The sequence below is a fragment of the Tepidicaulis marinus genome, assembly GCF_000739695.1.
GTDB classification, from domain to species: domain Bacteria; phylum Pseudomonadota; class Alphaproteobacteria; order Parvibaculales; family Parvibaculaceae; genus Tepidicaulis; species Tepidicaulis marinus.
Map to the genome: position 1 here is coordinate 38,562 of NZ_BBIO01000012.1, position 25,752 is coordinate 64,313.

Here is a 25,752-nt window from a genome sequence, read left to right on the forward strand (position 1 = left end):
TCTTCTTGGACGGATCAGGGCGCCTTGCCGGCTCCATGGGTTTCCAGCGCCTTGGCAAGCGCGGCGCGCTGCGGGCAGGTGCTGCAGGTCTTTTTCAATCGGTCGAGTTTCTTGCGGGCCTCGTCCTCCCGGCCTTCCTGAATGTCCAGCAAGCCGGACCAGTAAAGCGCGGGCGGATTGTTCGGGTCGATTTCCAGGGCAATCGCGAAATGGCGGCGCGCGCGGGGCGCATCGCCCAGTTCGTTTTCCGCGCGGGCAAGATGGGCATAGGCATCGGCGCTGGCCGGGTTCTGCACGATCGCCCGTTCATACCAGCCGCGCGCCTCCGTGAGGCGGCCCGCCTCCTGCGCCGCCTGCCCCTTGTCGAGGAAAAGCGCGGATTTCGCGCTGTCCGCCGCAGCCAGCCCCGCTATCCCCAGCCCCAAGCCAAGGGCAAGAAAACCGGCACAAACCCGCGAAAGAACATCTTTCAGGCCGAAGGAATCGCCAATCCGGGAAAAGGGGAAGGAAAAGATGCGCATGGCAGTCATTGACCACCCCGCGCGGCCCGCGTCAAGAGGCAAGCTTCCTGCCTCTTTCTGCTCCTGGGGGCCCCTCATAAACGCCGCCCCAGCAAAGCGGCGAAAAACCCATCCGTGCCCGTGGAGGCCGGGGAAAGGCGCAAATAGTCGCTCTTCCCGGGCGCGGGCACCGGCCAGCCTTCGGGCAATTGCAAACGCCAGTCCACCACCTCGAATTCATCGTGCGCGGCAAGAAAGCGCGCGATCTGATCTTCGTTCTCTTCCCGGAAAAACGAGCAGGTCACATAGATGAGCGCGCCGCCCGGCCGCACGATGGGCGCCGCTTCTTCCAGTATCTCCCGCTGGGTGCGGCCATAGGCCTCCAGCTCTTCGGGCGTGAGCCGCCAGCGCGCCTCGGGCTGGCGCCGCCAGGTGCCGGTGCCCGAGCAGGGCACGTCGAGCAGCACCCGGTCGGCGCGCGCCTCCATGCCGCTCAGACCGCCCGGCTCATGCACCTTAGTGGTGACATTATAGAGCCCTGCGCGTTTTGCCCGCTCCTTCAGCCGGGCAAGGCGGCGGCCATCGACATCGCAAGCGAGAATCTCCCCCTCGCCCGCCATCATCGCGCCCATGGCGAGCGTCTTGCCGCCCGCGCCCGCGCAATAATCGACGATCCGCTCACCGGGCCGCGCGCCCACCAAAGCGCTGACCAATTGCGAGCCTTCATCCTGAATTTCCGCCGCCCCTTCGCGGATGGCGCCAACCGCGCGCAGGCGCCGTGGCGAGGCAAGACGGATACCCCATGGCGACCAGTAAGTGGGCTGCGCCTCGATGCCTTCTTCCTTAAGCTCCTGCAGCAAGCCGTCGCGGCTGGTTTTGAGCAGATTGGCGCGCAAATCCACCGGCGCCGGCCGGTTCAAGGCGGCAAGCTCTTCTTCCACGCGCCCCGGAAAAGCCGCCTCGAAACGTTCATCGAGCCAGGCGGGGTAATTGAGCCGCACCCAGCGCGGATCATCAGCGGAGGCAGGCTGCAAGGCGTCAAGCTTGGCTTCCTCCGCCTCGCTCAAGGCGCCCGGCGCATATTTGCCCTCGCCCGCCAGTGCCTGAATGTCGGCGCAAGGCAGCGCATCCAGAAGTTTGAGAGAGGCAAAGACCCGCTCGCGCGCGCTTGCGCCGGGCCAGCGCGCGTCGATGAGGGCGCGGGCGCGCATCACGTCATAAACGCGGGCGGAGATCGCCGCCCGGTCCTTGGAGCCTGCATAACGGTGGCCCTTTGCCCAGCGCTCCAGAGCCCGGTCGAGGGGAAGGCGCGTTGCTTCCGCCTCGTCCAAAATCTCTATGGCTGCCGCAAGCCGGGCACCGGGTGTCATGCGCGATCCGCTTTCGGCTAAGGGTTACTGCGTGCCCTGATAGTTCGGCGCTTCACGGGTGATGGTCACGTCATGGACATGGCTTTCGCGCAAGGAGGCCGGGGAAATCTTCACGAATTCCGCATTGGCCTGGAAATCCTTGATCGTCGCCGCGCCCGTATAGCCCATGGCAGCGCGCAGGCCCCCGACAAGCTGGTGCAGCACCGCGCCCACCGGGCCTTTATAAGGCACCTGGCCTTCGATGCCTTCGGGCACGAGTTTCAGCGTGTCTTTGACGTCCTGCTGGAAATAGCGGTCCGCCGAGCCGATCGCCATGGCGCCGACCGAGCCCATGCCGCGATAGGCTTTGTAGGTCCGGCCCTGATAGAGGATCACTTCGCCGGGGCTTTCATCCGTGCCCGCGAAAAGTGAGCCGAGCATGGCGCAGTCCGCGCCGCCCGCAATCGCCTTGGCCAGATCGCCGGAGAATTTGATGCCGCCATCGGCAATCACCGGAATATCGGCTTTGCGCGCTTCTTCCACGCAGTCGATGATGGCGGTGAGCTGCGGCACGCCGACGCCGGCGACAATGCGCGTGGTGCAGATCGAGCCGGGGCCAATGCCGACTTTGATGCCGTCCGCGCCCGCATCGATGAGCGCTTTCGTTGCGCCCGCCGTTGCCACGTTGCCGGCAATGACCTGAATGGAATTCGACTGTTTCTTGATGCGCTCGACCGCTTCTGCCACGCGGATGGAGTGGCCATGCGCGGTGTCGACGATGATAAGATCGACGCCCGCATCGATCAGCGCTTCGGAGCGGTAGAACCCATCGTCGCCTACGCTCGTTGCCGCGGCAACACGCAAGCGGCCCTGCTCGTCCTTGCAGGCATTGGGGTGAAGCTGGGCCTTTTCGATGTCCTTCACCGTGATAAGCCCGACGCAGCGGTAAGCCTCATCGACGACGAGAAGTTTTTCGATCCGGTGCTTGTGCAAAAGCCGCTTGGCTTCGTCCTGGGAAACCCCGTCCTCGCGCACGGTGACGAGATTTTCCTTCGTCATCAGATTGCGCACCGGCTCGCGGGGATTGTCGGCAAAGCGCACATCGCGGTTCGTCAGGATACCGATCAATTTTCCCGATCCCGGCTCCACCACCGGAATGCCGGAAATATTGTAGCGGTCCATCAGCGCCAGCGCGTCGGACAGCGTGTCGTCCGGCCCGATCGTGACGGGGTTCACCACCATGCCGGATTCGAATTTCTTCACCTGACGAACGTTTTCCGCCTGCTGCTCGGGGGTCATGTTCCGGTGCAGAACGCCAAGCCCGCCGGCCTGCGCCATGGCGATTGCCATGGAGGCTTCCGTCACCGTGTCCATGGCAGCGGAAATGAGCGGAATGCCCAATTGGATGGATTTCGTCAGACGGGTTTTGGTGCTGACTTCGCCGGGAAGCACGCTGGATGCGGCCGGCTGAAGAAGAACGTCGTCGAAGGTAAGGGCTTCTCTAAACATGTCGCCAACCTCAACCTTTCAAAAGGAATGTTGGCGCTGGTTCTTAACACCGTCGGGGGAGAAAGCAAAGCGAAGAGATGGTCACAATTGACGCATGCGCCCTTGCATTTATGTGAAGAGCGAAAAGAGGCTCTTTTCCGCCTCAATCGGTCTCTTCCCCGCCATTTGCTTCTTCCCCGCGCCGGCCGCGAAACCCCGTCGCGAGCACATAGACTTCCGCCGAATCGGCGCGGCTCGCCTTGGGTTTGACGTGGCGCACCACGGTGAAGTCGCGCTTCAGATCTTCCAAAAGTTCACGTTCCGTGCCGCCCTGCAGCACCTTGGCGCAAAAGACCCCGCCTTCGGCCAGCACATCGCGGGCGAACCAGGCCGCCGCCTCACACAGCGCCATGATCTTCATATGGTCGGTCTTGCGGTGCCCGGTGGAAGACGCCGCCATATCGGAAAGGACGACATCCGCCTCCCCGCCCAGGAGTTCTTTCAGCTTCTCATCCGCGCCTTCTTCCATGAAATCGAGCTGCAGCAGCGTCGTGCCGGCAATGCTCTCCATTTCCTGCAAGTCGATGCCGATGACCTGGCCGCGCCCTTCCTGCGCCTTAACGCGCGGCACGGCGATCTGGCACCAGCCGCCGGGCGCCGCCCCAAGGTCCACGACCCGGGCGCCGGGTTTGAGGAAATGATATTTATCGTCGATTTCCTGCAGCTTATAGGCCGCGCGGGAGCGGAAGCCGTCGCGCTTGGCCGCCTGCACGTAAGGGTCGTTGAGCTGGCGCTCCAGCCAGCGGGCAGAGGAAATCGTGCGCCCGCGCGCCGTCTTGACGCGGACATGCATCTCACGGCTGCCGCCTGTACCAGCTTTGCCGCCTTTCGATTTCCCGGATTTTCCGCCGGACTTGACCACGCCTACTCTCCTGTTTCCGGCTTACTGCCTGCATTCGCTGGGCCGGCCGGTATTTTCTTGCGCCGCCCGCGCCGCCGCCGGCGCTTGCGCTTGCGTTTGGGGGCATCTTCCATCATCAGCGAAAAGAGAATGCCTTCCCGAAGGCCCCTGTCGGCCACTCTTAGCCGGTCGGCGGGCCAGGCGTCCAGAATGGCTTCCAGAATGGCGCAGCCGGCAAGCACAAGGTCCGCCCGCTCCCGGCCCACACAGGCATGGGCGGCACGCTCTTCAAAGCTCATATCCAGCAATTGCCGCGTCACGCTGCTCACCGAGCCCGGCTCCACCCAGGCCCCGTCCACCCGGTTGCGGTCATAGCGCTTTAGGCCCATTTGGACGCCTGCAATAGTCGTCACGGTGCCCGACGTGCCGAGCAGGTGAAAACCGCGCTCTTTCAGCTCTGGCATCGGCTCGCGGGAGCGGAACTCGGTCAGCTCCCCGTCGACATAATCCACCATGCGGGCATAAATATCGGGCGTTACGTCCACCCCGCCAAAGCGCTCGGCCAGGGTGACGACGCCGCAGGGCAGCGAGGTCCAATCCTCGATCACCGCGCGCCCCCTGGTCGAGCGGCGCACCCAGATCAGCTCCGTGCTGCCGCCGCCAATATCGAAGACAAGCGCCGCCCCGCATTCCGGGTCGAGCAGCGGCGCGCAGCCGGAAACGGCAAGGCGCGCTTCATCCTGCGGGGTGACGACATCGAGCTTCAGCCCCGTCTCCCGCTCCACCCGCTCGATGAAGGCCGCGCCATTGGCGGCCTTGCGGCAGGCTTCCGTGGCAATGGTGCGGGCCCTTGTAACGCCGCGCCGCTGCATTTTCTCCGCGCAGATTTTCAAGGCTTCAAGCGCCCGGTCCATCGCCCCTTGCGAGAGCTCGCCCGTATGCGCGAGCCCCTCGCCCAGCCGCACGATGCGCGAGAAAGCATCGATCACCCGGTAGCCGCTGCGCCCCTTTTTGGCGACGAGAAGACGGCAATTATTCGTGCCGAGATCGAGCGCGCCGTAAACCGGCGGCTCGCCGCCCGCGCCTTCTTCCTCGGCGCGCGCCTGCACATCCCTTGCCGAGGGCAAAGGCGTTTGCTCCGCTTGCTGAGAGGAAGGCGCGGTTGCGGATGCAGAAAGGGCAGCATTTTGCGCTGCGCCGCTCGCAGGCCCGTCCAAATTGCGCCCGCTCAACGCTTCGCGCCGGGCCGCGTTTTTGCGGCCGCCGCGCCTGCGCCGTCTTTTCTTACGCGGCCTCTCACCGCTCTTCCCGGTCCCATCGGGCTCTTGCCGTTCCGGTTCCGGAGAGTGCGGCAGGTCCGCGGCAGGGCTTTCTTGGCGGTTATCCCCGCCAGACCCCGGCTCACCCGCCTGGTGCACGTTATTTCAGACCCGGGAGGCGCTGCATTCAAGCTGTGCCGAAAACCGCACCCCGCGCCGGGCTCCCAATTTGAAAGTTGAGATCACTCTATCACCGAAGCCAGGGGGAAGGAACCGTTACGGCATGCCGCCCCTTACCGCTTTCGCAAAGACGGTCATGGCAAGTACCCGCTTTAGCGCCTATATTTTTTCTATGGACAGCGATCAAACGGGCACCGGACGGAAACACCTTTCTTGGCCAGCGGGCCGGCTGGCCGGTTTCTTTTTGCTTTTTGCAGGGCTGCTGCTTGCCATTTCCGGCAAAGCCCTCTCACAGGAAGACGAAAGCGCCCCGCAAGCAGGCCTTGCGCTCGTTCTGACCATTGACGGCGCCATTGGCCCGGCCGGCGCCGACTATATTGTCACCGGCATTGAAGAAGCCAAGACCCGCGGCGCCAAAGCCGTCATCATCCAAATGGACACGCCCGGCGGGCTCGACACCTCGATGCGTGACATCATCCGCGCTATTCTCGCCTCGCCGGTGCCGGTGCTCACCTATGTCAGCCCCAGCGGCGCACGGGCGGCAAGCGCAGGCACCTATATCCTCTACGCCAGCCATATCGCCGCCATGGCGCCCGGCACCAATCTGGGCGCGGCAACGCCGGTCTCCATCGGCGGGGGCGGCCTGCCTCTGCCTGGCGGCGGCCAGCCGGATAAAGAGCCGGGCAAAGACCCGCAAGACACACCCAAGGAAGAAGACGGCGCGGCAGCGGGCGACCCGATGAAGGCCAAGATGGTCAATGACGCGGTCGCCTATATCCGCTCGCTCGCCGAAATGCGCGGGCGCAACGGCGAATGGGCGGAAAAAGCGGTGCGCGAGGCGGCAAGCCTCTCGGCGGATGCGGCCTTTTCCAAGAACGTTATCGACATCAAGGCGCGCAGCCTTACCGATCTTTTGGATCAGGCCCATGGGCGCACGGTGCGCCTTGGCGAGCGCGAGGCGGTGCTCGACACGCAGAACCTGACGCCCGAACCCCTCGACCCCGACTGGCGCCATGAGTTTCTGGCAACGATCACCAGCCCCAATGTCGCGCTCATTCTCATGATGATTGGCATTTACGGCATCATCTTCGAGTTCATGAACCCCGGCGCGATCTATCCGGGCACGATCGGCGCCATTTGCCTGTTCCTCGCGCTTTATGCCTTTGCGGCGCTGCCCATCAATATTGTCGGTATCGGGCTCATTCTGCTCGGCATCGCGCTGATCGGGGCGGAGGCGGTTTCCCCTTCCTTCGGCGCGCTGGGGATCGGCGGCACGATTGCGGTGGTGCTGGGCGCGACGATCCTTTTCGATACGGATGCGCCCGGATTTACCGTTTCCTGGCATGTGCTTGCGGGCATTGCCGTGACCACGCTGGGCTTCACCTATCTTGCCGCGCATCTGGCCGTGACCTCTTTCCGCCGCAAAGTCGTCACCGGCGCGGAAGAAATGATCGGCGCCAGCGCCACCGTCACGGATTGGGACGGGGACAGCGGCCATGTCCACACCCATGGCGAGCGCTGGCGCGCGCGCGGGCCTGCCACGCTGAAAGCCGGTGATCCTGTCACCATCGAAGCACTGGACGGGCTGACCTTAGAAGTTGCGCCCGCCCCATCCGAAAACGGGTCCGGCCAAACCCGCTGACACAAGCAGACGGAGGAACCCCATGTTTGGAAATATTGCCTTCTACCTGCCGATTATACTTATCGGCATTCTCTTCCTTGCCTCCGCGATCAAGGTGCTGCGCGAGTATGAACGCGGCGTCGTCTTCACGCTCGGGCGCTATACCAGCACCAAGGGGCCTGGCCTGATCATCCTGATCCCCGTGATCCAGCAGATCGTGCGGGTGGATTTGCGCACGCGCGTACTGGACGTGCCGACCCAGGACGTCATTTCCCATGACAACGTGTCCGTCCGCGTCAACGCGGTGATCTATTTCCGCGTGCTCGACCCGGAAAAATCCATCATCCAGGTCGAAGATTTCATGCAGGCGACGAGCGAGCTGGCGCAGACCACCTTGCGCTCCGTCCTCGGCAAGCACGAGCTCGACGAAATGCTCGCCGAACGCGACAAGCTCAATGCCGACATCCAGGCCATTCTCGACACCCAGACCGATGCCTGGGGGATCAAGGTCGCCAATGTCGAAATCAAGCATGTGGATATTGACGAGAGCATGATCCGCGCCATCGCCCGCCAGGCCGAAGCGGAACGCGAGCGGCGCGCCAAGATCATCAATGCCGAAGGCGAGCAGCAGGCCGCCCAGAAATTGCTGGAGGCAGCCGAAATCCTCTCCCGCCAGCCCGAAGCCATGCAGCTGCGTTATCTGGGCACGCTGAACACGATTGCAGGGGAGAAAAACTCCACCATCGTTTTCCCCTTCCCCGTGGAAGTCGGCAAAATGCTGGCCCGCTTCGATGAGAACGCGAAGAAGGACTGAAACCGGCCACTTAAGCCCTTTTTAAACCGGGGAGATTAGACAAAAAGCCTGCGGCGCCGGGCGAGAACGGGCGGCGGGCGACCTCGCAAATTCTTGCGCGGGTAAGTGCCGGCCAGCGTTTGCCAACGTTTGACAGCGTTAAACCGCTTCGGTATAAGCCGCAGAACTTTCCGCTTCCGGGTCCGGCCCGGCTGGTGGGGGATCGTCTAATGGTAGGACAGCGGACTCTGACTCCGCCAGTCTAGGTTCGAATCCTAGTCCCCCAGCCATCCGTCTTCGCTAATTTGCCTCCCCGCCCTCAGATTCGACTACCGCCCCATGCTGGTATTCGTCGGCCGGCACGGCATACTCTTCTTTCAGACAACAAACCGACACCCTGCCAAAGGCATGAGCGTGAAGCGCTGGTATCTTTATATTCTCGAATGCGAAGGCGAGCGGCTTTACACCGGCATCAGCACCGATGTGGAAAGCCGCTTTGCAGCGCATGTAAAAGGCACCGGCGCGAAGTTCACCCGCGCCTTCAAGCCGCTGGCCATCCTTTACCGCGAGGAACATAGCGACCGGGCAAGCGCCAGCGCCGCCGAAGCGCGGATCAAGGCCTTGAGCGCGGCGGAAAAGCGCGCTCTGGTCGCCGCCGCGCAGGGCCCTGCTCGAAAATCCCCCGCCCAAAGAAAAAGGCCGTGAAACGCGTTCACGGCCTTATCCCATGCAGCTTGAACTCAGCGCTTAGCTTTTTTCATAGTTCGAGGCAGGCTTGCTCGCGCCAAAGCCGCCATTACCGCCTTCGATCATGCGGCCGCCTTGCGTGCCGGACTTGCCGTAATTGTTCAGATCGATATCGGCGCTCATCTTGTCCATCGCGTCGCCGGCGGGCGCGGCCATTTTGTCCGCGCCGTCATGCATCATCATGCCGCCGACCGGCACGGTTTCCTGGCCATGGCGGCGGCTCGATTCAGCAAGCGCCGGCTGGGCCGCTGCAGCGGCAAAGAGGCCGAGCGCGAAAAGGGATGCAGATTTCTTCAACATAGTCTCACCATTTGGTTCGGGGGAATGCGGGCGGCGCCACCACGGGCCGCCCGCTGCCGCCTGATGCGCTTAGCGCTTCAGGACGGGATAGCCTTGTGTGAAAATCAGATCGGTGGCGCGGGCCGGTTCATGGCAGGTCAGGCAGTCCTGCTTGTAATCGACCGTCACGGATTTCGTGCGCTCATCGCCTTCATAGAACGCCCAGCCCCAGCCGTCGCCCCAGAGGGGGGATTTGCCCGCATTGGCGTTGTCGCCGTCCTTGATCATAATGAAGCGGCCGGCCAGTTCATTGGCATAGCTTGCCGTGCCCGTGGTCAGGAATTCCGTCTTCGCGGCGAAGACGTCTTTGATCAGCACCGCGCCATCGGGGAAGACGCCGTTCTTGCGGAAAGCATCGACATATTCTGGCTCGGCATAAACGACATGCAGTTCCTTGGCGCCGTCTTCCGGCTCGTCGGCCAGCACGGAGTAAGACCCCAGCACCGTCCAATCCCTGCGGTAATCAACGTCCGGGATATGCAGCGCGGCATCGACGCCTTTCAGTTCATGCGGACCGCTCGCCGCCGAGGTTTCCATGGTTTCCGCTTCCATGGTCTCAGCTTCCATCGTGTCCGCTTCGGCGACCTGATAGGGCGCTTCGGAAACCTGCGATGCGTAAGCGGCAAGCGCAAAAGAGCTCGCCACGAAGAGCATGCCCAGTCCAATCGTCTTCTTCATATGCCTCATCCTTTCGTTCGTTTCTGCCGGCCGGGGCGGCATGCCCCGCCCGCGTCAGCCCACCCGGGCGGGTGTCGGCTTGATCCATGCATGGGGCTGAAGCGCGTCATTGAGCGGCGTTTCAGCGATATGGTTCGTGTAATTGCTCATCAGTTTCAGCGCGGCGCCGAGCAGGATTTCCAGGACGTTCTGCTTGGTGTAGCCCATCTCCAGAAAGGCCTGGATCTCGCTGTTATCCACCCAGCCCCGGCTGCGCACGACGATGCGCGTGAAAAGCCTGAGCGCTTCGAGCCGGTCGTCACCGAGCGGCGCGCCGATACGAAGCGCCTGTATGATCTCCTCTTCCACGCCTTCGCTCTGCGCCACATAGCTGTCGCCGGCCATGCAGAAATCGCAGTCGTTTTCGTAATTCACCGACAAGAGAACGATCTTGCGCTCCAAAGCCGTGAAGCTCGTGCGCTCGAAGGTCTCCGAGAGTTTCAGATAACCTTCCAGCAAAGCCGGCGCTTCGGCCTGAATGCCGAGCATGTTGGGAACAAACCCGAAATGCGCCTCGACCTGCTTCAGCCTCTCCTTGGCGCCTTCCGGCGCCGTTTCCAGCGTGTGAATTTTAAAATCCGCCATGTGCCCCGTCCCCCTTAGTCCGTCTTCTTGAACCCGACGATCCTTGCCGATGCCGTTTCCGGCGCCTCCGGCGTTTCAAAATTCAGCCGGCTGGGTTTGGGCGCGGCCGCGTGAACGAGGTGCCCGCTCTTTACCCAAAGCCGCGCGCCTTCATGCGCATCCGCCAGCGCTTCGAACGGCCGCGCGCCATCCGGCAGCCGCAGCCAGCTGTGCAGCGCGTAGCTGCGCCCTTCATGCTCAAGCCCCCCGGCAAGCACGAAGAGTTCCAAACCGCCTTGCGCGCCGATCTCTATCCGCGCGCCCGGCTTCCAGATCTCCATCCGCACATTTTCCCGCGCGTCCTGAAAAAGCGGCGACACCTGCACCCCGCTACGCGCCGCATCGGGCACCGCGCCCAGCTTGTTCGTGTCGATGCGCACATGGCTGCGGTCCGCCAAGTCGAACTGCCAGAGCTTGACGAAGATCGTGCAGCCCGGTTCCGATCCCGGCTTGTGGCGGGAGAGCGGCGGATTGCGTACATAAGTGCCCGCCGGATAATCCCCGTGCTCATCCTGGAAGATTCCGTCGAGCACAAAGAACTCCTCGCCGCCTTCGTGCAAATGCGCCGGGAAATCGCTTCCCGGCGCATAGCGCACAATGCTCGTTGCGCGGGCAACCTCACCGCCGATCCGGTCGAGCATGCGCCGGCTGACACCGGGCATGGGCGAGGCCACCCATTCCATTTCTTCCGCCCTTAAGGCGACGGGCTTTTTGAAGTCCGCATTGATTTCCATATCCGCGCACTCCTTCGCCCGGATGGTTTAAGCGGCAAGCGCCGCGCTTGGGCGCGCGAAAACCCGCGCATGCCAGGCATGCATGTTTTTGTAGCCCGCCGGAATTTCGAGCTTGAGGAAGTCGAGCAGCGCGCAGCCGGCCATGGCCGTGATATCGGCAATGGTGAACGCGTCACCGGCGAAATAGTCCTGGCCTTCCAGAACGCCGTTCATCCATTCCAGCGTCTTCATCGCCACGTCGAGCTGATGACGGCCCCAATCGGCATTCTGATAAAGCTCGACATCGGGCCCGAGCCCTTCGGTCGCATGGTGGAAGAAGTCGGTCGCGGCACCCAGAAAGCCCTGCTCGATCTTGCGCTGCATCATGTTGATGCGCGCCCGTTCGATCGCCGTGCGCCCGGTCAGGTCCGTTTCGCCGCTCAGCCCGTCGAGATATTCGGTAATCGCCGAACATTCGGAGAGGATGGTGCCGTCTTCCAGCTCCAGCGCCGGCACGAGGCCTGACGGGTTTTTGGCGCGGTATTCGGGGGAACGGTGCTCACCGGCAGGCAGATTGATCTGAACGAATTCGGTTTTGTCGAACAACCCCTTTTCCGCAAGCGCGATCCTCACACGGGCGGGATTGGCAAAACCCTTGAATTCATAAACTTTCAGCACCGGCCACCTCTTTCCTTGCTTTCCCTTGCGGGAATTCTATCTATCGATAGGCAGAGAAATAGAAACGGCCCTAGCCCTTGTCAACGTCTACCCACAAGTAGATAACCTGATCGTGATGAGCACCGAATATACCGGCAAAGCCGCACAAATTCTGGACGCCGCAGAGAACCGCATCCGCGCGGGCGGCTTCAACGCGTTCAGCTTCCGGGACGTGGCAGGCGACGTCGGCATCAAGAGTGCGAGCGTTCACTATCATTTCCCGCAAAAAGCCGATCTCGGCCAAGCCGTGGTGGAGCGTTATACGGCGGCCTTTATCGCCAGCCTCGGGCCGCCGGACGATCCGGCCCACACGCCCGCCCAGCGCATCGCCCATCTGGCCGCCGCCTACCGCATCTCGACCATCGACCGGGGGGCCATTTGCCTATGCTGCGTACTGGGCAGCGAGGCGGCCGATTTGCCGGTGGAAGTGGCCGAGGCGCTTCGCCGGTTTTTCCGCCGTCTGCTTTCCTGGACCGGGACCGCGCTGAAAACCCCGGGCGGGCACGCCGTGCCGGAACTGAGCGAGGAAGCGGCGCGGCAAGGCGCCAATCAGGTTGTCTCACTGCTTCAGGGCGCCATGTTCCTGAGCATTCTTTTGAAGGACAACGCGCATTTCGAGGCAGCGGTAAAGCGCCTGCCCGCGCTCGATTTCATTCACGCTTGAACACCCGGTGTAAAGGTAAACAAATCCTTTAACGGGGCCCATCGTTTACACCTTCAGGTTTATCGCAATGCCAGTGTCTGCGCGTCATAGCCGCGAAATCGCCTCATCAAGGTGTCGGGAAAATTAACATCCACAGGGCTGTCATCTTTTTCCGTCTCTTAACGACACGTTATATCTTTCACGCCAAGCTCTAGCCTGAAAATCAAGGTAAAGGGTCGGTGAGCCGATTGCATGGCTGAGCTCGCTCAAAACGGAACGACGGCAGGGTCGACGGCGCGCACTTTTCTGCAGCTGAAACAGCAGAAGGAAAGCGACGGCACGCCTATGTCCGATTACGACATCAATCCCTGGACGCTGACCTTCGCCAATCCCGACGCCGAACGGAAATTTTCCACCGAAAACTTCGCCCGTTACGTCTCGCTGCACCGGCTGACAATCACGATGGGCGCGATCATCTTCGCCCTGTTCGGCGCGCTCGACTATTTCATCATCCCGGACATTCTTTACGAAGCCTGGTTCATCCGTATCGGTATCGCCTGCCCCATTCTTCTGGGCATCGTCGCGCTGTCCTATGCGCCCTGGTTTTCCTACAAGAACCAGTTCTGGCTTTCGCTCTCCATGGCCACACCTGCCTTCGGCGTGGTCGCCATGATCGCCATGGCCGATGCGCCGGGTTCTTATCTTTATTATGCCGGTCTCATCGCCATCATCGCCTACAATAACTGCACCTGGCGGATGAGCTATCTTTATCCGGCCGGCATGACGCTCTTTACCTTCGCGCTTTACGAATTCGTCGTCATCGCCGTCAATCCGGTGCCGCCGGACATTCTGCTCAATAACAGCGCCTTCATGGGGCTGGCCGCCGGCGTTTCCATGTTCATGAACTATGTGCAGGAACTGCATATCCGCCGCAATTTCGTGGATGCGGAGCGCATTCGCTACGAGCGTGAGCGCTCGGAACAATTGCTGCAGGAATCGGAAGCGGCCAACCGGGCAAAGAACGATTTCCTGGCGATCATGAGCCACGAACTGCGCACGCCGCTCAATGCGATCATCGGCTTCTCCGACATTATCGCCAACGAAATGTTCGGGCCGATCAACCACCCCAAATATGCGGACTACGCCTCGGACATCCGCTCCAGCGGCTCGCATCTGCTCAGCATCATCAACGACATTCTGGATCTATCGAAAGCGGAAGCGGGCAAATTGCAATTGGACGAGCAGCCGCTCGATCCGGTGGAATCGCTCAACCAGACCATGCGCATGTTCCGTCAGCGCGCCGCCGAGCTGGAAATCCGGCTCTCCTTCCGCATGCGCGACGACATTCCCTGGGTGATCGCCGATCCGCGCCTTTTCAATCAGGTCGCCATCAACCTGACCTCCAACGCGCTGAAATTCACGCCGGAGGGCGGCTCGGTGAAAATCGAGCTTGGCCGCAATGCAAGCGGCGATCTGGAACTGAGCGTGGAAGATACCGGCATCGGCATCAAGGAAAGCGATGTCTCGCGCGTCTTCGAACCCTTCGTTCAGGTGGAAAGCGCGCTCAGCCGCACGCAGCCCGGCACGGGCCTCGGCCTGCCGCTGGTGCGCAAGATCATGTCGCTGCATGGCGGCACGGTCGATCTGCAGTCGAATGTCGGTAAAGGCACGAAGGTCGTGGTCACCTTCCCGGCCAGCCGTTTCGTGGCGGCCGGCAATCAGGATCAGGTCCGCTGGGCGCTGACCTGATCCTTTATCCGCTTAAGCCGGCTTTCTGAGCGTCATGACATAGACGCATTTGGTCGCATCTTCTTCCAGCGATACGCGCTCGCAATCGAGCCCTTCGGTCATCGCCCACATGTCTTCCTCGGTGCGGTAGACAAGGCTCCAATCCGTCACCATTTCCAGCGGCCACTGGCAGGTTTCCCGGCCAGTCTTCACATTCGCGATGATCAGATAACCGCCCGGCGCCACTTGCTCGTAAAGATCGTGGGTGAGCGCCTTGGCGCGGCGCGCCGACAGATAATCGTAAAGGCCGAGGCTGTAGAGAATGTCCTGGGGCGGCATGCTCTGGAAAAGCGTGCCCGCGCGCAGAAGCTGCGCGAAGGACGCATTGAGGCACTGCACGCGCGCGCGCCCCTGATGGCGCACCACCTGCTTATAAGCATGTTCATAAGCGTAAGTGAGCGCGTCATGGTCCTGATCGATCAGCGTGAAGCTGACAGGGCGCGGCAGATGATCGATCTTGAGATAATCGGCCACCTCGAACGCCGAGCCGCAGCCCAGATTGGCGATATGCATGGGCGTGTCGCCCGCCGTCTCGGCTACCTTTTCGGCAATGAATTTCTGCGTCATGCGCAGCCGCGTGCCGACACAGGCCCCGGTTTCGATGCCGATGCGGTGCAGAAGCTTTTCGTAAGGCGTATCGCCCACCCGCTCCCACTTATAAACGTAGTTCATGATCTGATAGTCGCCCGGATAGCCGAGCGGCTTTTCGTAGCAGCGGCGCATGACGGGGCCGGGCATGAAGTCCGGCGTCAGCACGCGTTCGGCGTAGCGCTTATGCGCGGCGAGCGCGACCGGGTCCTTGAATACCGGCTCCAGAATGTCGCTGCCCTTGTACCAAAGCTCTTTCCACTGCGGCACGATCTTGTCTTCGCAGGCAATCAACGCTTCCAGGAGCAACGCCTCGCGCTCCTCGCCGCTTGCCTCCAGCCGCGCCTCGAACCGTTCGAGCAAATCCTTGTAGGAGCGGAAAAGGTTCAGAATGTCGCCGGCCAGCGCCCGGAACTCCGGCAGAATATCCGTGCTCTCGCCGAAATGCGGGTCCGCAATGGCCCGGCGCAGCAAGACGTGATGATGCTCGGTGACGATGGCGGGAATATCGAGATAGCCGGAGGTCAGCTCCAGCGCGACGGTGGCGCGGATGCCGTTCGGCTCCACCCGCTTCACCCGGCCCTTGCCCTGATAGACCGTGTCTTCGCCGAGGCGGATCGCCAGCGGCACTTCTTTGCCCAATTGCTCGTCCCAGGCATCGAGCTGCGTGCTCTGCACGGCAAGCCCGGTCATGGACAGATCTTTGATCGCCGTGCGGTCCCCGTCCAAATCGACGGCCGGCACAACATCTTGAAACAGTTGATCCGGGCGGTATCGCTCAGCCCGGTAAAACATTTTGCGGCCTGAGGCCCCCAGTAACTCTTCGTACGTCCGCATCCTACAGGATCCCTAACACCAGGATTTCAGTCAGTCCGAGAGAATCAAATTTCTTTACCCTTTGCAAAGGTTAATAAGAAATAAATGACTGAATGGTTAATCTGCTATGCGAAAGTTTTATGTTGGTGTGGAGGGCGCGCCGCTTTTATCGCCGAAAAGCAACAAAGCAGGCACCAGGAACCAGTCAATGACGAGAGCGGCAATGACGACGATGGTCGCCTGCATACCGAGCTGCCAGTTCACCTCGAACCCCGACAAAGAGAGAATCGAGAAGCCGACCACCAGCGCCGTGGTGGTGACGAACATCGCAACACCCACCGTCCCGAAAACGGTTTCGATGGCTTGTTCCGGCGTTTTGCCCTGGTGCCGGGCCCAGCGGTATTTCGAGAGGAAATGGATCGTATCGTCCACCACGATGCCGATCGTCATGGCGGTGAGCACGGAGCCGGCAAGGCCGATATCCCGGTAGACGAGGCCCCAGACGCCGAAACCGATCACCGCTGGGAAAAGATTCGTAACGAGGCTGATAAACCCGAGGCGCAGCGAGCGCAAAGCCACCGCGATAATGACGCCGATGACAAGGATCGAGGCGGCGGTCGAATACAGCATCGCGCGTACATTGATGCCGGAAAGATAGGAAAAGATGACGTTGATGCTGGTCCCACGGGTCCACATATGGGCCGGCGCCTCGGCTGCCAGCCAGTCCTGCGCCTTGCCGTTGAGTTCGCGTATCTCGCCCGAGGTCGCCCCGCGCAGGATCGCCGTCACACGGCTTGCCGAGCGGGCGACATTGATGCGGTCGGTGATTTCCGCGCCATAGGGCAAGGAAAGTTCGTAGATCAGGAAATATTGCGAGATCAGTTCCTGATCGTCCGGCAGAGGTGGGGCCTCTTCTTGCCCGCCGCTCTCCCGGACGCCGTTGATGTGCTTGTGGATGCGCCGCGTGATCTGCGTGATGTCCGTTACCGAGAGCACTTTGGGCTGCGCGCGCAGCCAGTCAGCGAATTCGGCGACTTTCCGCTGATACGCCGGGTCGTAAACGCCGCCATCACTGCCGGCCTTCAAATCGAACTCGACAATGTTGAGCCCCGTCAGATGCTGTTCGGCAAAGTCGGAGGCCCGGCGGTATTCGAAGCGCTCGTCGAAATAGCGGATGAAATCGTCATCGAGCCGGATATTCACGAGCCCCTGCGCCAGCACCACCGTGGCCGCCGCGATCAGCGCGACCCATAGATAGCGCCCCTTGATCGCCAACCGCCCAAGCGCCTGCAATTGCTGGCCCGAGCGGTCCATCCGTCCCTTGAAAGGCAAGAGCGCCATGATCGCGGGCAAGAGCGAGAAGGTCAGGAGGTAATTGACGAAAATGCCTGCTGCCACCAGCGCGCCCATCTGGTTGAGCGGCGGGGAGTCGGCGGCCAGGAGCGAGAGAAAGCCGATGCCGGTGGTCAGGCTGGTCAGCGCCACCGGATAAGCGTTGACGCGCAGCCCTTGCACGATCGCCGCTTCCTTTTCCATCCCCTCCGAACGGTATTGCAGGATGGAAATCACCACATGCACCGACGACGCCATGGCGATGGTCATAATGATCACGGGCGCGGCCACGGTCGATGGATTGACCGCATGGCCCATCCATCCGGCGATCCCCATGGCCACCAAAGCGGAAATGTTCAAGAGCGTCACGGTGGCCAGAAGCGCCGTCGAAGAGCGCAGGAAAATGAAAAGCATCAGGCCGGAAGCCATCAGGCTGACCGGCACCAGAAGCTGCACATCGTTCAGCGAAGCCTCCATGAAGGCGCCCATGAGCATGACATTGCCCGTTGCCCGCACTTTGAGGCCCGGATAACCGGCCTCGATTTCAGCCGCCAGCGCGCGCGTCGCGGCGATAATCCGGCGCACTTCGGCGGACGCTTCTTTGGGCAGCTTGAAATTGACATTGACCCCGGCCGCCCCACCATCCGGTTCCATCAAGCGGTTGACGATCAATGGATCGTTGCGCGCGATCTCCTCGATACGGGAAGCTTCTTCCATTGTCAGGCCGGCGGGATCGTCCACCAGCTCGCGGACAATGAACGTGTCGCCTTGCGAGGTGACATGGGGGAAATTCGTCAAGGAATCGACACGGGTCGAAAACGGCAATTGCCAGGCCCGCTCGGTCAATTCGGCCACGGCCTGCAGCCCCTGCGGGGTCATGACCGTTCCCTCAGGCGCGGCCACGGCAAAGAGCACATTGTTATTGTGCTCGTATTTCTTCTCGAAATCCTCCAGCTCCAAAAGATATTCGTTGGAAGCGGAGAAATAAGCCCGTGTATCCGAGGAAAGACCGAGCCCCAGCAACCCGGCGCCGAATCCCGCAACCATCAGTAAGGTGATGATTATGATGATCCACGGCCGGCGCACGGCCCACTCAGCAAACGGCATGTCCCACTCCCCTCATGGCCGAGCTTAACGGCCACCCCCAGTGCATCCCCCAGTGCCCGGCTGCGCTTTTCCCTCTCTTTTCCGGCGGGTTATAAGGCGCGCCTCTCTTCCGGCAGCCCGTCTTATACTAGATTCAGGGGTTTATCCAAGAATAATCCGGGCAACGAACATTTAACTCAATTGAAGACAAAATGGGGTGAGGGATGCGATATTTAGGCGCGGCACAGCCGCACCGGCAAGTCGGGAGCACGAAGAGGGATGGCAGGCACGAACCTGCTAAGTGTTGGCACGGCTGAACTGGGCAAAATGCCCCTCCGGGAGTTCGTCAAGGGCTTGGAGGGGATGAACCCGGAAGCGATCGTGCGCCTGCGCCGCGAACGCAAACTGACCGCCGAGCACGAACACGCTCTCGAAATCTTCCTGCGCGATCACCCGTCCAAACGGCTGAAAAAGCCCGAGAAAGAATCGCGCCTGTCACCCCGCGGCCAGGCGCGCCTCGCCCGCCTGCGCGCCAGAGAGGAAACGGCCCAGCGTCAGAAAGCCGCCGACACGGTGCGCGATGCATTGACGTCCCAGCCATCCCAAAAACGGGAAGGCTATGTCGAGCTTTTCATCCGGCTGAAAGCTTGGTGGGAAGGTGTCGATGTGGAAATCGTGCGGCGCGAATACAACGAACGGCGCGCCAGCAATCAGCCGCCCGCCAAGAACCCCGACCTGAGCATCGAGATCGGCAACATTCACCCGCGCTTTGCCAATGACCGCTGGACCGATGCCCGCCTAGAAGTCGCCCAGATTCTTTGGGGGCAAGGCCATAGCCTGCCCGGCGGGCGGGACTTTGCCCTCAAGCTCGTCAAATCCCTGGCCTTGCGCCCGGAACACACGTTCGCCGATCTGTCCTCCGGCCTTGGCGGGGGGACCCGTGCCATTGCGCGGCGGTATCAGCTTTGGCTGGAAGGCTATGAGCGCGAGCCCGACCTGGCCGATTATGCCAATGACGTCTCCATCGATGAAGACATCGACGCCCAGGCACCGGTCCGCCATTACGAAGTGGAAAAGCTCGCGCTGCAAGAAAACCGCTACGATGCGATCATGGTCCGCGAAATGCTGTTCTCCGTGGACGACAAGAAAGCGCTGCTGCAGGATATCGGCCGGGCGCTGAAATCGGACGGCAACCTGCTTTTCACCGATTTCGTCCTCACCGACCGTTTGCAGGAAACCGAAACACTGGCCGCCTGGCGCGCCGCCGAACCGTTCCGCGCGCGCCCCTGGACGATGGACGAATACCGCCAAATGCTCTCGGATCTGCGCTACGTGGTACGCGTTTTCGAAGACATTACCGACGATTACGTCGCCCATATCAATGCCGGCTGGATGCAAGCGCTCAAAGCCGTCAAAAGCGGCAAATTCTCCCGTGAGCAGGTCGATGCGCTGATGGAAGAAGGTCAGATGTGGCTTGCCCGCTCCCGCGCCCTGCAAGAGGGCCGGCTCAGACTTTTGCGCTGCCACGCCGTCATGCGCCACCGGGTGGACCGGGCCATGTCCGACGCCCTCAGGATCGACGGCTAACGCCGCTCCCCCATCCGGTAAGACACCCGCCATTCAATCTTGGTTAAGGCTAAGCCGGGTTTTCCAATTTCCATCCGGATTGCGGCAATTCCCCACTTGGCAAGACCTATATCGGTCCTATATATCCCCTATCGGCCCGATATAGCCCCCCGGCTTACCAGGGCAGTTGGCCCCCCGCGGCCGCATTCTGGGAATACAAAATGGATGTGCGTACCCTTTGCCTCGGCGCCCTGACGCTGGGGGATGCGACGGGTTATGAAATCCGCAAAATGTTCGAAGAAGGCGTCTTCAGTCACTTTCTGGAGGCGAGCTACGGGTCTATCTATCCCGCGCTCACCCGCCTGACCGAAGAAGAACTGGTCACCTGCCATTCCGAACAGCAGGAAAAGCGGCCCGACAAGAAGATTTATTCCGTCACGGATAAAGGCCGCGCCGCCTTCACCGAGGCGCTGCTCGAACCGCTGGCGGAGGACAAGTTCCGCTCGGAATTCCTGTTCGTCATGCTCTTCGCCCATTTGCTCACGCCCGAGCGGATCAAAGCGCTGATCGACGAAAAAGTGGAAGAGCACCGGCAACTGTCCGAGCGGCTTTCCGGTCCGGCGGAAATCGGTACGCCCGCGGCCGACTTCATCAAGGATTTCGGCGCCGTGGTCCATAAGGCCTCGGTCGATTATCTGGAGAAAAACCGGCACAAGGTCGAGGCGATCGCCGGCGCTTCCCCGCCCCGCGCGTCCGAGCCCCGCGCGCCCGAAGCGCCGCAGGACGGGAATGCCGCCCGGCCCGCATCACAAAGTAAAAGCGATCACCGCAACCCGAAGGAGCTGGCCCGCATCCGCTGACCGCTCCTGCATGTCGAAACCGAAAAGTTTCACAGTCAATAAGCCGCTTTCACGGTGGCACGCCAAGAAACGGACCAAGAGATTATGATTATCAAACGCTCTTACATCATCGCCGCGGTGATCGCAGCCATCCTCTCGGCGTGGATCCTGTCCGGTCAGATTGGCGGTTCGGAAAGCGAGGTCGCGGAAAACGGCGATGCCGGCGGAACGGCGCAAACGGCCGAACCCGGCGAAGAGGTGTATGTGCAGGTGCGCACCTTCATCGCTCAACCCAAAACCACCAAGACCACCATAAGAGGCCGCACCGAGGCCATCCGCTCGGTGGAAGTGCGCGCGGAAACGGCGGGCACGGTCAAGGAAGTGCCTATCGAAGAAGGCGCCCCGGTTGAAGCAGGCGACACGATCTGCCGCCTCTCGCTCAATGCCCGCGACGCGCGTATGGCCGAAGCCGAGGCGCTGATGCGCCAGCGCTATCTCGAATATGATGCGGCCAAGAAACTCGCCGCCAAGGGCCACCGCTCCGAAACCCAGGCCGCCGCCGCCCGCGCCGCTTATGACGCCGCCGCCGCGCTGGTCAAACAGGCCGAGGTCGAGCTCGGTCACACCAAGATCAAGGCTCCTTTCGAAGGGGTGCTGGAAGAGCGGCTCGTCGAAGTGGGCGATTATCTGCGTGTGGGCGATCCTTGCGCGCGGATCGTCGATCTCGATCCCTTCCTCGTTGTCGGCCAGGTGCCTGAAAGCGAAGTGGGCAAGCTGCGCACCGGCACGGTGGGCGAGGCAAAGCTCATTACGGGCGAGGAAGTGCAGGGCCTCGTGCGTTACATCGCCAAGACGGCGGATGCCGCCACCCGCACGTTCCGCATCGAGCTGGAAGTGCCCAATGACGATCTTGCATTGCGTTCCGGCGTCACCGCGCAAATTACGGTACCCGCCAAGGAAGTGCCCGCGCACCGCCTGCCGCCTTCCATTCTGACACTGTCGGATGATGGCTCCGTCGGCGTACGCCTCGTAAACGCGAACAATATCGTCGAGTTCCACCGCGTAACCATTCTGGAAGACACGCCCGCCGGCATCTGGGTGGCGGGCCTGCCGGAGCGGGCCGACATCATTACGGTCGGTCAGGAATATGTTGCCGCAGGCCAGAAGGTGCGCGTTTCCCGCACTGAGGAAACGACGCTGGGGAGCGCCCAATGAACGCTTTTATCGAAGCCTGCTTTTCCCATTCGCGCACCGTTCTGACCGTTATGGTTCTGATGGTGCTGGCCGGGATCAGCGCTTACATCTCCATCCCCAAGGAAGCGGACCCGGATATTCCCATCCCGGTCTTCTATGTTTCGATCAGCCATGCGGGTATTTCGCCGGAGGATTCCGAACGGCTCCTGATCAAGCCCATGGAAACCGAGCTGCGCTCGCTGGAAGGGCTGAAAGAGCTGGTCAGCATCGCCTCGCTCGGCCATGCCGGCATCATTCTCGAATTCGATGTGGATTTCGACAAGGACACGGCGCTTGCCGATGTACGCGAGAAGGTGGACCTCGTGCGCCCGAAACTGCCCTCGGATGCGGATGAGCCTTCGGTGCGCGAGTTCAACACCGCGCTCTTTCCCGTGCTCATCGTCACGCTATCGGGCGATGTGCCCGAGCGCACGCTTTATCAGCATGCAAGGCGTCTGAAGGACGATATCGAGAACGTCTCGACCGTGCTCGAGGCGAAAATGGTCGGCCACCGCGAGGAATTGCTCGAAGTGGTGATCGACCCCGCGCGCCTTGAATCCTATCAGGTCTCTCAGCAGGAACTGATCAACGCCATCACGCTCAACAACCGGCTGGTGGCTGCCGGCGCGCTCGACACCGGCGAAGGGCGCTTCTCGGTCAAGGTTCCCGGCCTTATCGAAAGCCCCGAGGACGTTTACAACCTGCCGATCAAGGTCTCCGGCGACGGCGCGGTGACGCTCGGCGACATCGCCGATATCCGCCGCACCTTCATGGACCCGACCGGTTTTGCCCAGTTCAACGGCAAACGCGCCATCGCCCTGCAAGTTACCAAGCGCATCGGCACGAATATCATCGAGAACAACGAGGCGGTGCGCGAGGTCGTGGAAAAAACCACCGGGCGCTGGCCGGATGCCATCAAGGTCGATTACACGCTCGATGCTTCCGACTGGATCTACCGTTCGCTCAACTCGCTGGAAAACTCCATCATGACCGCCATCGCGCTTGTCATGGTGGTGGTGCTGGCCGCGCTCGGGCCCCGCTCGGCCATTCTCGTCGGTGTCGCCATTCCCACCTCCTTCGTCATCGGCTTCTTCTTCATGTCCGTTGTCGGCATGACCATGAACATGATGGTGATGTTCGGACTTCTTCTCTCCGTCGGCATTCTCGTCGACGGGGCCATCGTGGTGGTGGAATATGCGGACCGCAAAATGGCCGAAGGGCTCGACAGCCGCGCAGCTTATGCGCTCGCCGCCAAGCGCATGTTCTGGCCCATCGCCTCTTCCACCGGCACGACACTGGCCGCCTTCATGCCCATGCTCTTCTGGCCCGGGGTGAGCGGCGAGTTCATGTCCTATCTGCCCATCACCGTGATCGTCGTGCTGACGGCCTCCTTCGTCACGGCCATGATCTTCATGCCGGTTTTGGGCGGCATTTTCGGCAAGACGGACGAAGCCGACAATGATGTACTGAAAATGCTCGCCGGTGCGGAGACGGGGGATGTGCGCGCCCTGCCCGGTTTCACCGGCGCTTATGTGCGCGTCCTCGACCGGCTGATCCGTCACCCGGTTCTCGTCATGGCCGTTTCCGGCGTCATCCTCTTCACCACGTTCTTCGCTTACTCCACATGGAACAATGGTGTCGAATTCTTCGTGGAAACGGAGCCGGAGCAGGCCATCGTGCTGGTGAGCGCGCGGGGTAATCTGTCCGCTAAAGAAACGCTCGCCCTTTCCAAGGACGTGGAAGACATCATTCTGGAAACGGAAGGGGTGAAGACCGTCTTCACCTCCACCGGCACCAGCCTCGGGTCGGGACCAGGATCGGGCGGGGAGAAGCCTGCCGATGTCATTGCCGAAATGCTGATGGAGCTGAAGCCTTACGAAGAACGGGGCCCCGGCGCGCCTATTCTCGATTCCATCCGCCAACGCGCCTCTCAGCTTCCCGGCATTCACGTGGAAGTGCGCAAGCGCGAAGACGGGCCGCCCACCGGCAAAGACGTGCAGGTGGAGCTGACAAGCCCGGACTACGAAGACCTGACGGCCGCCACCGCCATCGTGCGCAACTACATGGAAACGGAAGTCGAAGGTCTGATCGATTTTGAGGATTCCCGTCCCCTGCCCGGCATCGAATGGGTATTGACCGTGGACCGGGAAATGGCGGGCCGCTTCGGCGCCGACATCACCTCGATCGGCGCGACCGTGCAGCTCGTCACCAACGGCATTCTGGTGGACAAGTACCGCCCGGACGATGCCGAGGACGAGGTGGATATACGCGTGCGCTTCCCCGAAAACTTCCGCACGCTCGATCAGCTCGACCAGCTCAAAGTGCAAACCGCGCAAGGTCTTGCGCCGCTTTCCAGCTTCGTCTCCCGCGAGCCGCAGCAAGAAGTCAGCACGATCGAGCGCATTGACGGGGTGCGCCGCATGACGGTGAAAGCCAATACGGGCATCGACCCCGTCACCGGCGAAAAAATCAACGTCAATGCCAAGGCTCAGGAAGTTGCCGACTGGCTGGAAACCCAGGACCTGCCCGGCGATGTTAGCTGGCGCATGCGCGGGGCGAACGAAGAACAGGCCGAGTCCGCCGCCTTTTTGGGCCGGGCGCTGCTTGCCTCACTCTTCTTGATGTTCATCATCCTGCTGACGCAGTTCAACAGCTTCTATCATTCGGTGCTGACGCTTTCGACGGTGATCCTCTCCACCATTGGCGTGCTGCTCGGCATGCTGATTACGGGGCAAACCTTCTCGGTGATCATGACGGGCACGGGCATCGTCGCGCTGGCCGGTATCGTGGTGAACAACTCCATCGTGCTCATCGACACCTACCAGCGCTTGATCGAAGAAGGATTGGAAGAAGTGGAAGCCGTGCTGCGCACCGCCGGTCAGCGGTTGCGGCCGATTTTGCTGACGACGATCACGACCATGTTCGGCCTCCTGCCCATGGCGCTCCAGGTCAATGTGGGTTTCTTCGACCGCTCGCTCAGCTTCGGCGGGCCGGTTTCGGCCTGGTGGGTGCAGCTTGCCACGGCCATTATTTTCGGCCTCGGCTTCTCCACCTTGCTGACACTGGTGTTGGTACCGGTCCTTTTGGCCCTGCCCTCGCGTATCAAGGACAGGTTCCACGGACAAACGCTTTGGGAAAAGCTGGGGATTGCCCGCGCCAGGGACGGCGGTCACCACGGCTACCCGGCCGAATAAAGACACGCTTTGCGCCGTTTCATCAGACGCCGATATATTGGCGTTCCTGGATGAAACGGTGCCAAGCCCCTGCATCCGGGCCGATGGGCGGGGCGGAAGGCGGCGCTTCGACGACAAAGAGTGCGGCGAGTATCCGGTGGATGCCGCCATCTTCCCCCGCCATAGGCAGGGCCGCCGCTTCCAGCGTGTAGCTGAGGCCGATGCCGGCAATTCCTTCGATCGGAGATTGCATCAGCGTCACAGCCGCGCTCGGTCCTTCCAGGACCCGGCGCATATGCTCGCGCAGCTCCTGCCGGCTTTCCTCCGTAACCAGACTGTCGAGAGACTGGCCGCGCAGCTCCCGCCCGTAAAAATCGACACATTCCGTGCCGGCAAGTCGGATCAAAAAGCCGTCATCGGGTTCGGCTTCCAGAACGAGAATATTGGGGAGCAAACGGGGAATGTGCAGCGGATCGAAATCCGCCCAGCGCGGCATACCGCCGTCCTTTGAAAGACTGCGCCAATAGCCGTACAGAGCCTCACACTTGTCGTTCGTGAAACGAATATGCGACGGCATGATGGTCATTAAACTCCCCCGCCCGTGATACAGCCCGCTCCTCCTCCAGAAGCGCTGCGCTCCATTACCGCCCGCGAAGGTCTTGCTCAAGTAATCCGCTCACCAATATGGTTAATTGAAATTGATCGTTTTTTAGTGCACATAGAAATCAAGCGCCTAACCC

The 25,752-nt window shown here is 61.5% G+C and carries 22 protein-coding genes and 1 tRNA gene; 10 read left to right on the forward strand and 13 right to left on the reverse strand.

Annotated elements, in window-relative coordinates:
- Positions 1–14 precede the first annotated feature (14 nt).
- The 5 genes from M2A_RS11525 to M2A_RS11545 form a co-directional block, all read right to left on the reverse strand.
- Positions 15–530, reverse strand: coding sequence for a tetratricopeptide repeat protein (locus M2A_RS11525; protein ID WP_045447532.1), 516 nt, complete (start codon positions 528–530; stop codon positions 15–17).
- A gap of 65 nt (positions 531–595) precedes the next feature.
- On the reverse strand, positions 596–1,870 hold the full coding sequence (locus M2A_RS11530) for an RsmB/NOP family class I SAM-dependent RNA methyltransferase (RefSeq protein WP_045447535.1): 1,275 nt from the start codon (positions 1,868–1,870) through the stop codon (positions 596–598).
- 24 nt (positions 1,871–1,894) lie between these two features.
- On the reverse strand, positions 1,895–3,358 hold the full coding sequence (guaB, locus tag M2A_RS11535; protein WP_045447538.1) for an IMP dehydrogenase: 1,464 nt from the start codon (positions 3,356–3,358) through the stop codon (positions 1,895–1,897).
- Positions 3,359–3,500: 142 nt separating this feature from the next.
- Positions 3,501–4,190 (reverse strand): RlmE family RNA methyltransferase, encoded by a 690-nt coding sequence (locus tag M2A_RS11540; protein WP_081875594.1) that lies wholly within the window; start codon positions 4,188–4,190, stop codon positions 3,501–3,503.
- A gap of 71 nt (positions 4,191–4,261) precedes the next feature.
- Positions 4,262–5,365, reverse strand: coding sequence for a Ppx/GppA phosphatase family protein (locus tag M2A_RS11545; protein ID WP_244444442.1), 1,104 nt, complete (start codon positions 5,363–5,365; stop codon positions 4,262–4,264).
- Between the two features lie 415 nt (positions 5,366–5,780).
- On the opposite strand from M2A_RS11545, the gene M2A_RS11550 reads away from it, so the two are divergent.
- From M2A_RS11550 to M2A_RS11565, 4 genes are all read left to right on the forward strand, one after another.
- The gene (locus M2A_RS11550; protein WP_244444443.1) at positions 5,781–7,319 is read left to right on the forward strand and encodes an NfeD family protein; all 1,539 of its coding nucleotides are present in this window, start codon (positions 5,781–5,783) and stop codon (positions 7,317–7,319) included.
- Positions 7,320–7,341: 22 nt separating this feature from the next.
- Positions 7,342–8,112 (forward strand): slipin family protein, encoded by a 771-nt coding sequence (locus tag M2A_RS11555; RefSeq protein WP_045447544.1) that lies wholly within the window; start codon positions 7,342–7,344, stop codon positions 8,110–8,112.
- Positions 8,113–8,307: 195 nt separating this feature from the next.
- Positions 8,308–8,381, forward strand: a tRNA-Gln gene (locus M2A_RS11560).
- A 118-nt stretch (positions 8,382–8,499) separates the two neighbouring features.
- Positions 8,500–8,796: a GIY-YIG nuclease family protein gene (locus M2A_RS11565; protein ID WP_045447547.1), complete on the forward strand. Its 297-nt coding sequence runs from the start codon at positions 8,500–8,502 to the stop codon at positions 8,794–8,796.
- Between the two features lie 42 nt (positions 8,797–8,838).
- Here the strand turns inward: M2A_RS11565 and M2A_RS11570 are convergent, their stop codons facing one another.
- From M2A_RS11570 to M2A_RS11590, 5 genes are all read right to left on the reverse strand, one after another.
- A complete protein-coding gene (locus tag M2A_RS11570) occupies positions 8,839–9,138 on the reverse strand; it encodes a hypothetical protein (protein WP_045447549.1) in 300 nt (99 codons plus the stop codon).
- Positions 9,139–9,207: 69 nt separating this feature from the next.
- Entirely contained in the window at positions 9,208–9,855 is a 648-nt protein-coding gene (locus M2A_RS11575; protein WP_244444444.1) for a cytochrome P460 family protein, read from the reverse strand.
- 54 nt (positions 9,856–9,909) lie between these two features.
- Positions 9,910–10,479 carry a carboxymuconolactone decarboxylase family protein gene (locus M2A_RS11580; RefSeq protein ID WP_045447551.1) on the reverse strand — a complete coding sequence of 190 codons (570 nt, stop codon included), beginning with the start codon at positions 10,477–10,479 and terminating at the stop codon, positions 9,910–9,912.
- A gap of 14 nt (positions 10,480–10,493) precedes the next feature.
- On the reverse strand, positions 10,494–11,252 hold the full coding sequence (locus tag M2A_RS11585; RefSeq protein ID WP_081875586.1) for a cupin domain-containing protein: 759 nt from the start codon (positions 11,250–11,252) through the stop codon (positions 10,494–10,496).
- 27 nt (positions 11,253–11,279) lie between these two features.
- The gene (locus M2A_RS11590; protein ID WP_244444445.1) at positions 11,280–11,909 is read right to left on the reverse strand and encodes a glutathione S-transferase family protein; all 630 of its coding nucleotides are present in this window, start codon (positions 11,907–11,909) and stop codon (positions 11,280–11,282) included.
- 115 nt (positions 11,910–12,024) lie between these two features.
- Here M2A_RS11590 and M2A_RS11595 point away from each other — a divergent pair, with 115 nt between their 5' ends.
- Positions 12,025–12,612: a TetR/AcrR family transcriptional regulator gene (locus M2A_RS11595; protein WP_045447553.1), complete on the forward strand. Its 588-nt coding sequence runs from the start codon at positions 12,025–12,027 to the stop codon at positions 12,610–12,612.
- A 231-nt stretch (positions 12,613–12,843) separates the two neighbouring features.
- The gene (locus tag M2A_RS17455) at positions 12,844–14,340 is read left to right on the forward strand and encodes a sensor histidine kinase (RefSeq protein ID WP_052379431.1); all 1,497 of its coding nucleotides are present in this window, start codon (positions 12,844–12,846) and stop codon (positions 14,338–14,340) included.
- Positions 14,341–14,352: 12 nt separating this feature from the next.
- Here M2A_RS17455 and M2A_RS11605 read toward each other — a convergent pair whose 3' ends face one another.
- Positions 14,353–15,711, reverse strand: coding sequence for a PilZ domain-containing protein (locus tag M2A_RS11605; protein ID WP_045447554.1), 1,359 nt, complete (start codon positions 15,709–15,711; stop codon positions 14,353–14,355).
- Positions 15,712–15,921: 210 nt separating this feature from the next.
- Complete coding sequence (locus tag M2A_RS11610) at positions 15,922–18,222, reverse strand: efflux RND transporter permease subunit (RefSeq protein WP_045447556.1); 2,301 nt, start codon at positions 18,220–18,222, stop codon at positions 15,922–15,924.
- 258 nt (positions 18,223–18,480) lie between these two features.
- Between M2A_RS11610 and M2A_RS11615 the strand changes: the two genes are divergently transcribed.
- The 4 genes from M2A_RS11615 to M2A_RS11630 all read left to right on the forward strand — a co-directional run bounded on the left by M2A_RS11615 (position 18,481) and on the right by M2A_RS11630 (position 25,033).
- A complete protein-coding gene (locus M2A_RS11615; RefSeq protein ID WP_045447557.1) occupies positions 18,481–19,788 on the forward strand; it encodes a class I SAM-dependent methyltransferase in 1,308 nt (435 codons plus the stop codon).
- Between the two features lie 200 nt (positions 19,789–19,988).
- Entirely contained in the window at positions 19,989–20,627 is a 639-nt protein-coding gene (locus M2A_RS11620; protein ID WP_052379432.1) for a PadR family transcriptional regulator, read from the forward strand.
- Positions 20,628–20,711: 84 nt separating this feature from the next.
- Positions 20,712–21,821, forward strand: a complete 1,110-nt coding sequence (locus M2A_RS11625) for an efflux RND transporter periplasmic adaptor subunit (protein ID WP_045447559.1) — start codon at positions 20,712–20,714, stop codon at positions 21,819–21,821.
- The gene (locus tag M2A_RS11630) at positions 21,818–25,033 is read left to right on the forward strand and encodes an efflux RND transporter permease subunit (RefSeq protein ID WP_045447561.1); all 3,216 of its coding nucleotides are present in this window, start codon (positions 21,818–21,820) and stop codon (positions 25,031–25,033) included. The genes M2A_RS11625 and M2A_RS11630 overlap by 4 nt, the downstream gene beginning before the upstream one ends.
- A 22-nt stretch (positions 25,034–25,055) precedes the next feature.
- On the opposite strand, the gene M2A_RS17460 is transcribed toward M2A_RS11630, so the two are convergent.
- Positions 25,056–25,598, reverse strand: a complete 543-nt coding sequence (locus M2A_RS17460) for a PAS domain-containing protein (protein ID WP_052379433.1) — start codon at positions 25,596–25,598, stop codon at positions 25,056–25,058.
- Positions 25,599–25,752: the final 154 nt, after the last annotated feature.

Coding starts and splice junctions, on each gene's coding strand:
- M2A_RS11555 (WP_045447544.1), top strand. CDS start 7,342: ATGTTTGGAAATATTGCCTTCTACCTGCCGATTATACTTATCGGCATT.
- M2A_RS11625 (WP_045447559.1), top strand. CDS start 20,712: ATGATTATCAAACGCTCTTACATCATCGCCGCGGTGATCGCAGCCATC.
- M2A_RS11615 (WP_045447557.1), top strand. CDS start 18,481: ATGGCAGGCACGAACCTGCTAAGTGTTGGCACGGCTGAACTGGGCAAA.
- M2A_RS11610 (WP_045447556.1), bottom strand. CDS start 18,222: ATGCCGTTTGCTGAGTGGGCCGTGCGCCGGCCGTGGATCATCATAATC.
- M2A_RS11570 (WP_045447549.1), bottom strand. CDS start 9,138: ATGTTGAAGAAATCTGCATCCCTTTTCGCGCTCGGCCTCTTTGCCGCT.
- M2A_RS11580 (WP_045447551.1), bottom strand. CDS start 10,479: ATGGCGGATTTTAAAATTCACACGCTGGAAACGGCGCCGGAAGGCGCC.
- M2A_RS17455 (WP_052379431.1), top strand. CDS start 12,844: ATGGCTGAGCTCGCTCAAAACGGAACGACGGCAGGGTCGACGGCGCGC.
- M2A_RS11575 (WP_244444444.1), bottom strand. CDS start 9,855: ATGAAGAAGACGATTGGACTGGGCATGCTCTTCGTGGCGAGCTCTTTT.
- M2A_RS11550 (WP_244444443.1), top strand. CDS start 5,781: ATGCCGCCCCTTACCGCTTTCGCAAAGACGGTCATGGCAAGTACCCGC.
- M2A_RS11565 (WP_045447547.1), top strand. CDS start 8,500: ATGAGCGTGAAGCGCTGGTATCTTTATATTCTCGAATGCGAAGGCGAG.
- M2A_RS17460 (WP_052379433.1), bottom strand. CDS start 25,598: ATGACCATCATGCCGTCGCATATTCGTTTCACGAACGACAAGTGTGAG.
- M2A_RS11530 (WP_045447535.1), bottom strand. CDS start 1,870: ATGACACCCGGTGCCCGGCTTGCGGCAGCCATAGAGATTTTGGACGAG.
- M2A_RS11525 (WP_045447532.1), bottom strand. CDS start 530: ATGACTGCCATGCGCATCTTTTCCTTCCCCTTTTCCCGGATTGGCGAT.
- M2A_RS11620 (WP_052379432.1), top strand. CDS start 19,989: ATGGATGTGCGTACCCTTTGCCTCGGCGCCCTGACGCTGGGGGATGCG.
- M2A_RS11595 (WP_045447553.1), top strand. CDS start 12,025: ATGAGCACCGAATATACCGGCAAAGCCGCACAAATTCTGGACGCCGCA.
- M2A_RS11585 (WP_081875586.1), bottom strand. CDS start 11,252: ATGGAAATCAATGCGGACTTCAAAAAGCCCGTCGCCTTAAGGGCGGAA.
- M2A_RS11540 (WP_081875594.1), bottom strand. CDS start 4,190: ATGCATGTCCGCGTCAAGACGGCGCGCGGGCGCACGATTTCCTCTGCC.
- M2A_RS11630 (WP_045447561.1), top strand. CDS start 21,818: ATGAACGCTTTTATCGAAGCCTGCTTTTCCCATTCGCGCACCGTTCTG.
- guaB (WP_045447538.1), bottom strand. CDS start 3,358: ATGTTTAGAGAAGCCCTTACCTTCGACGACGTTCTTCTTCAGCCGGCC.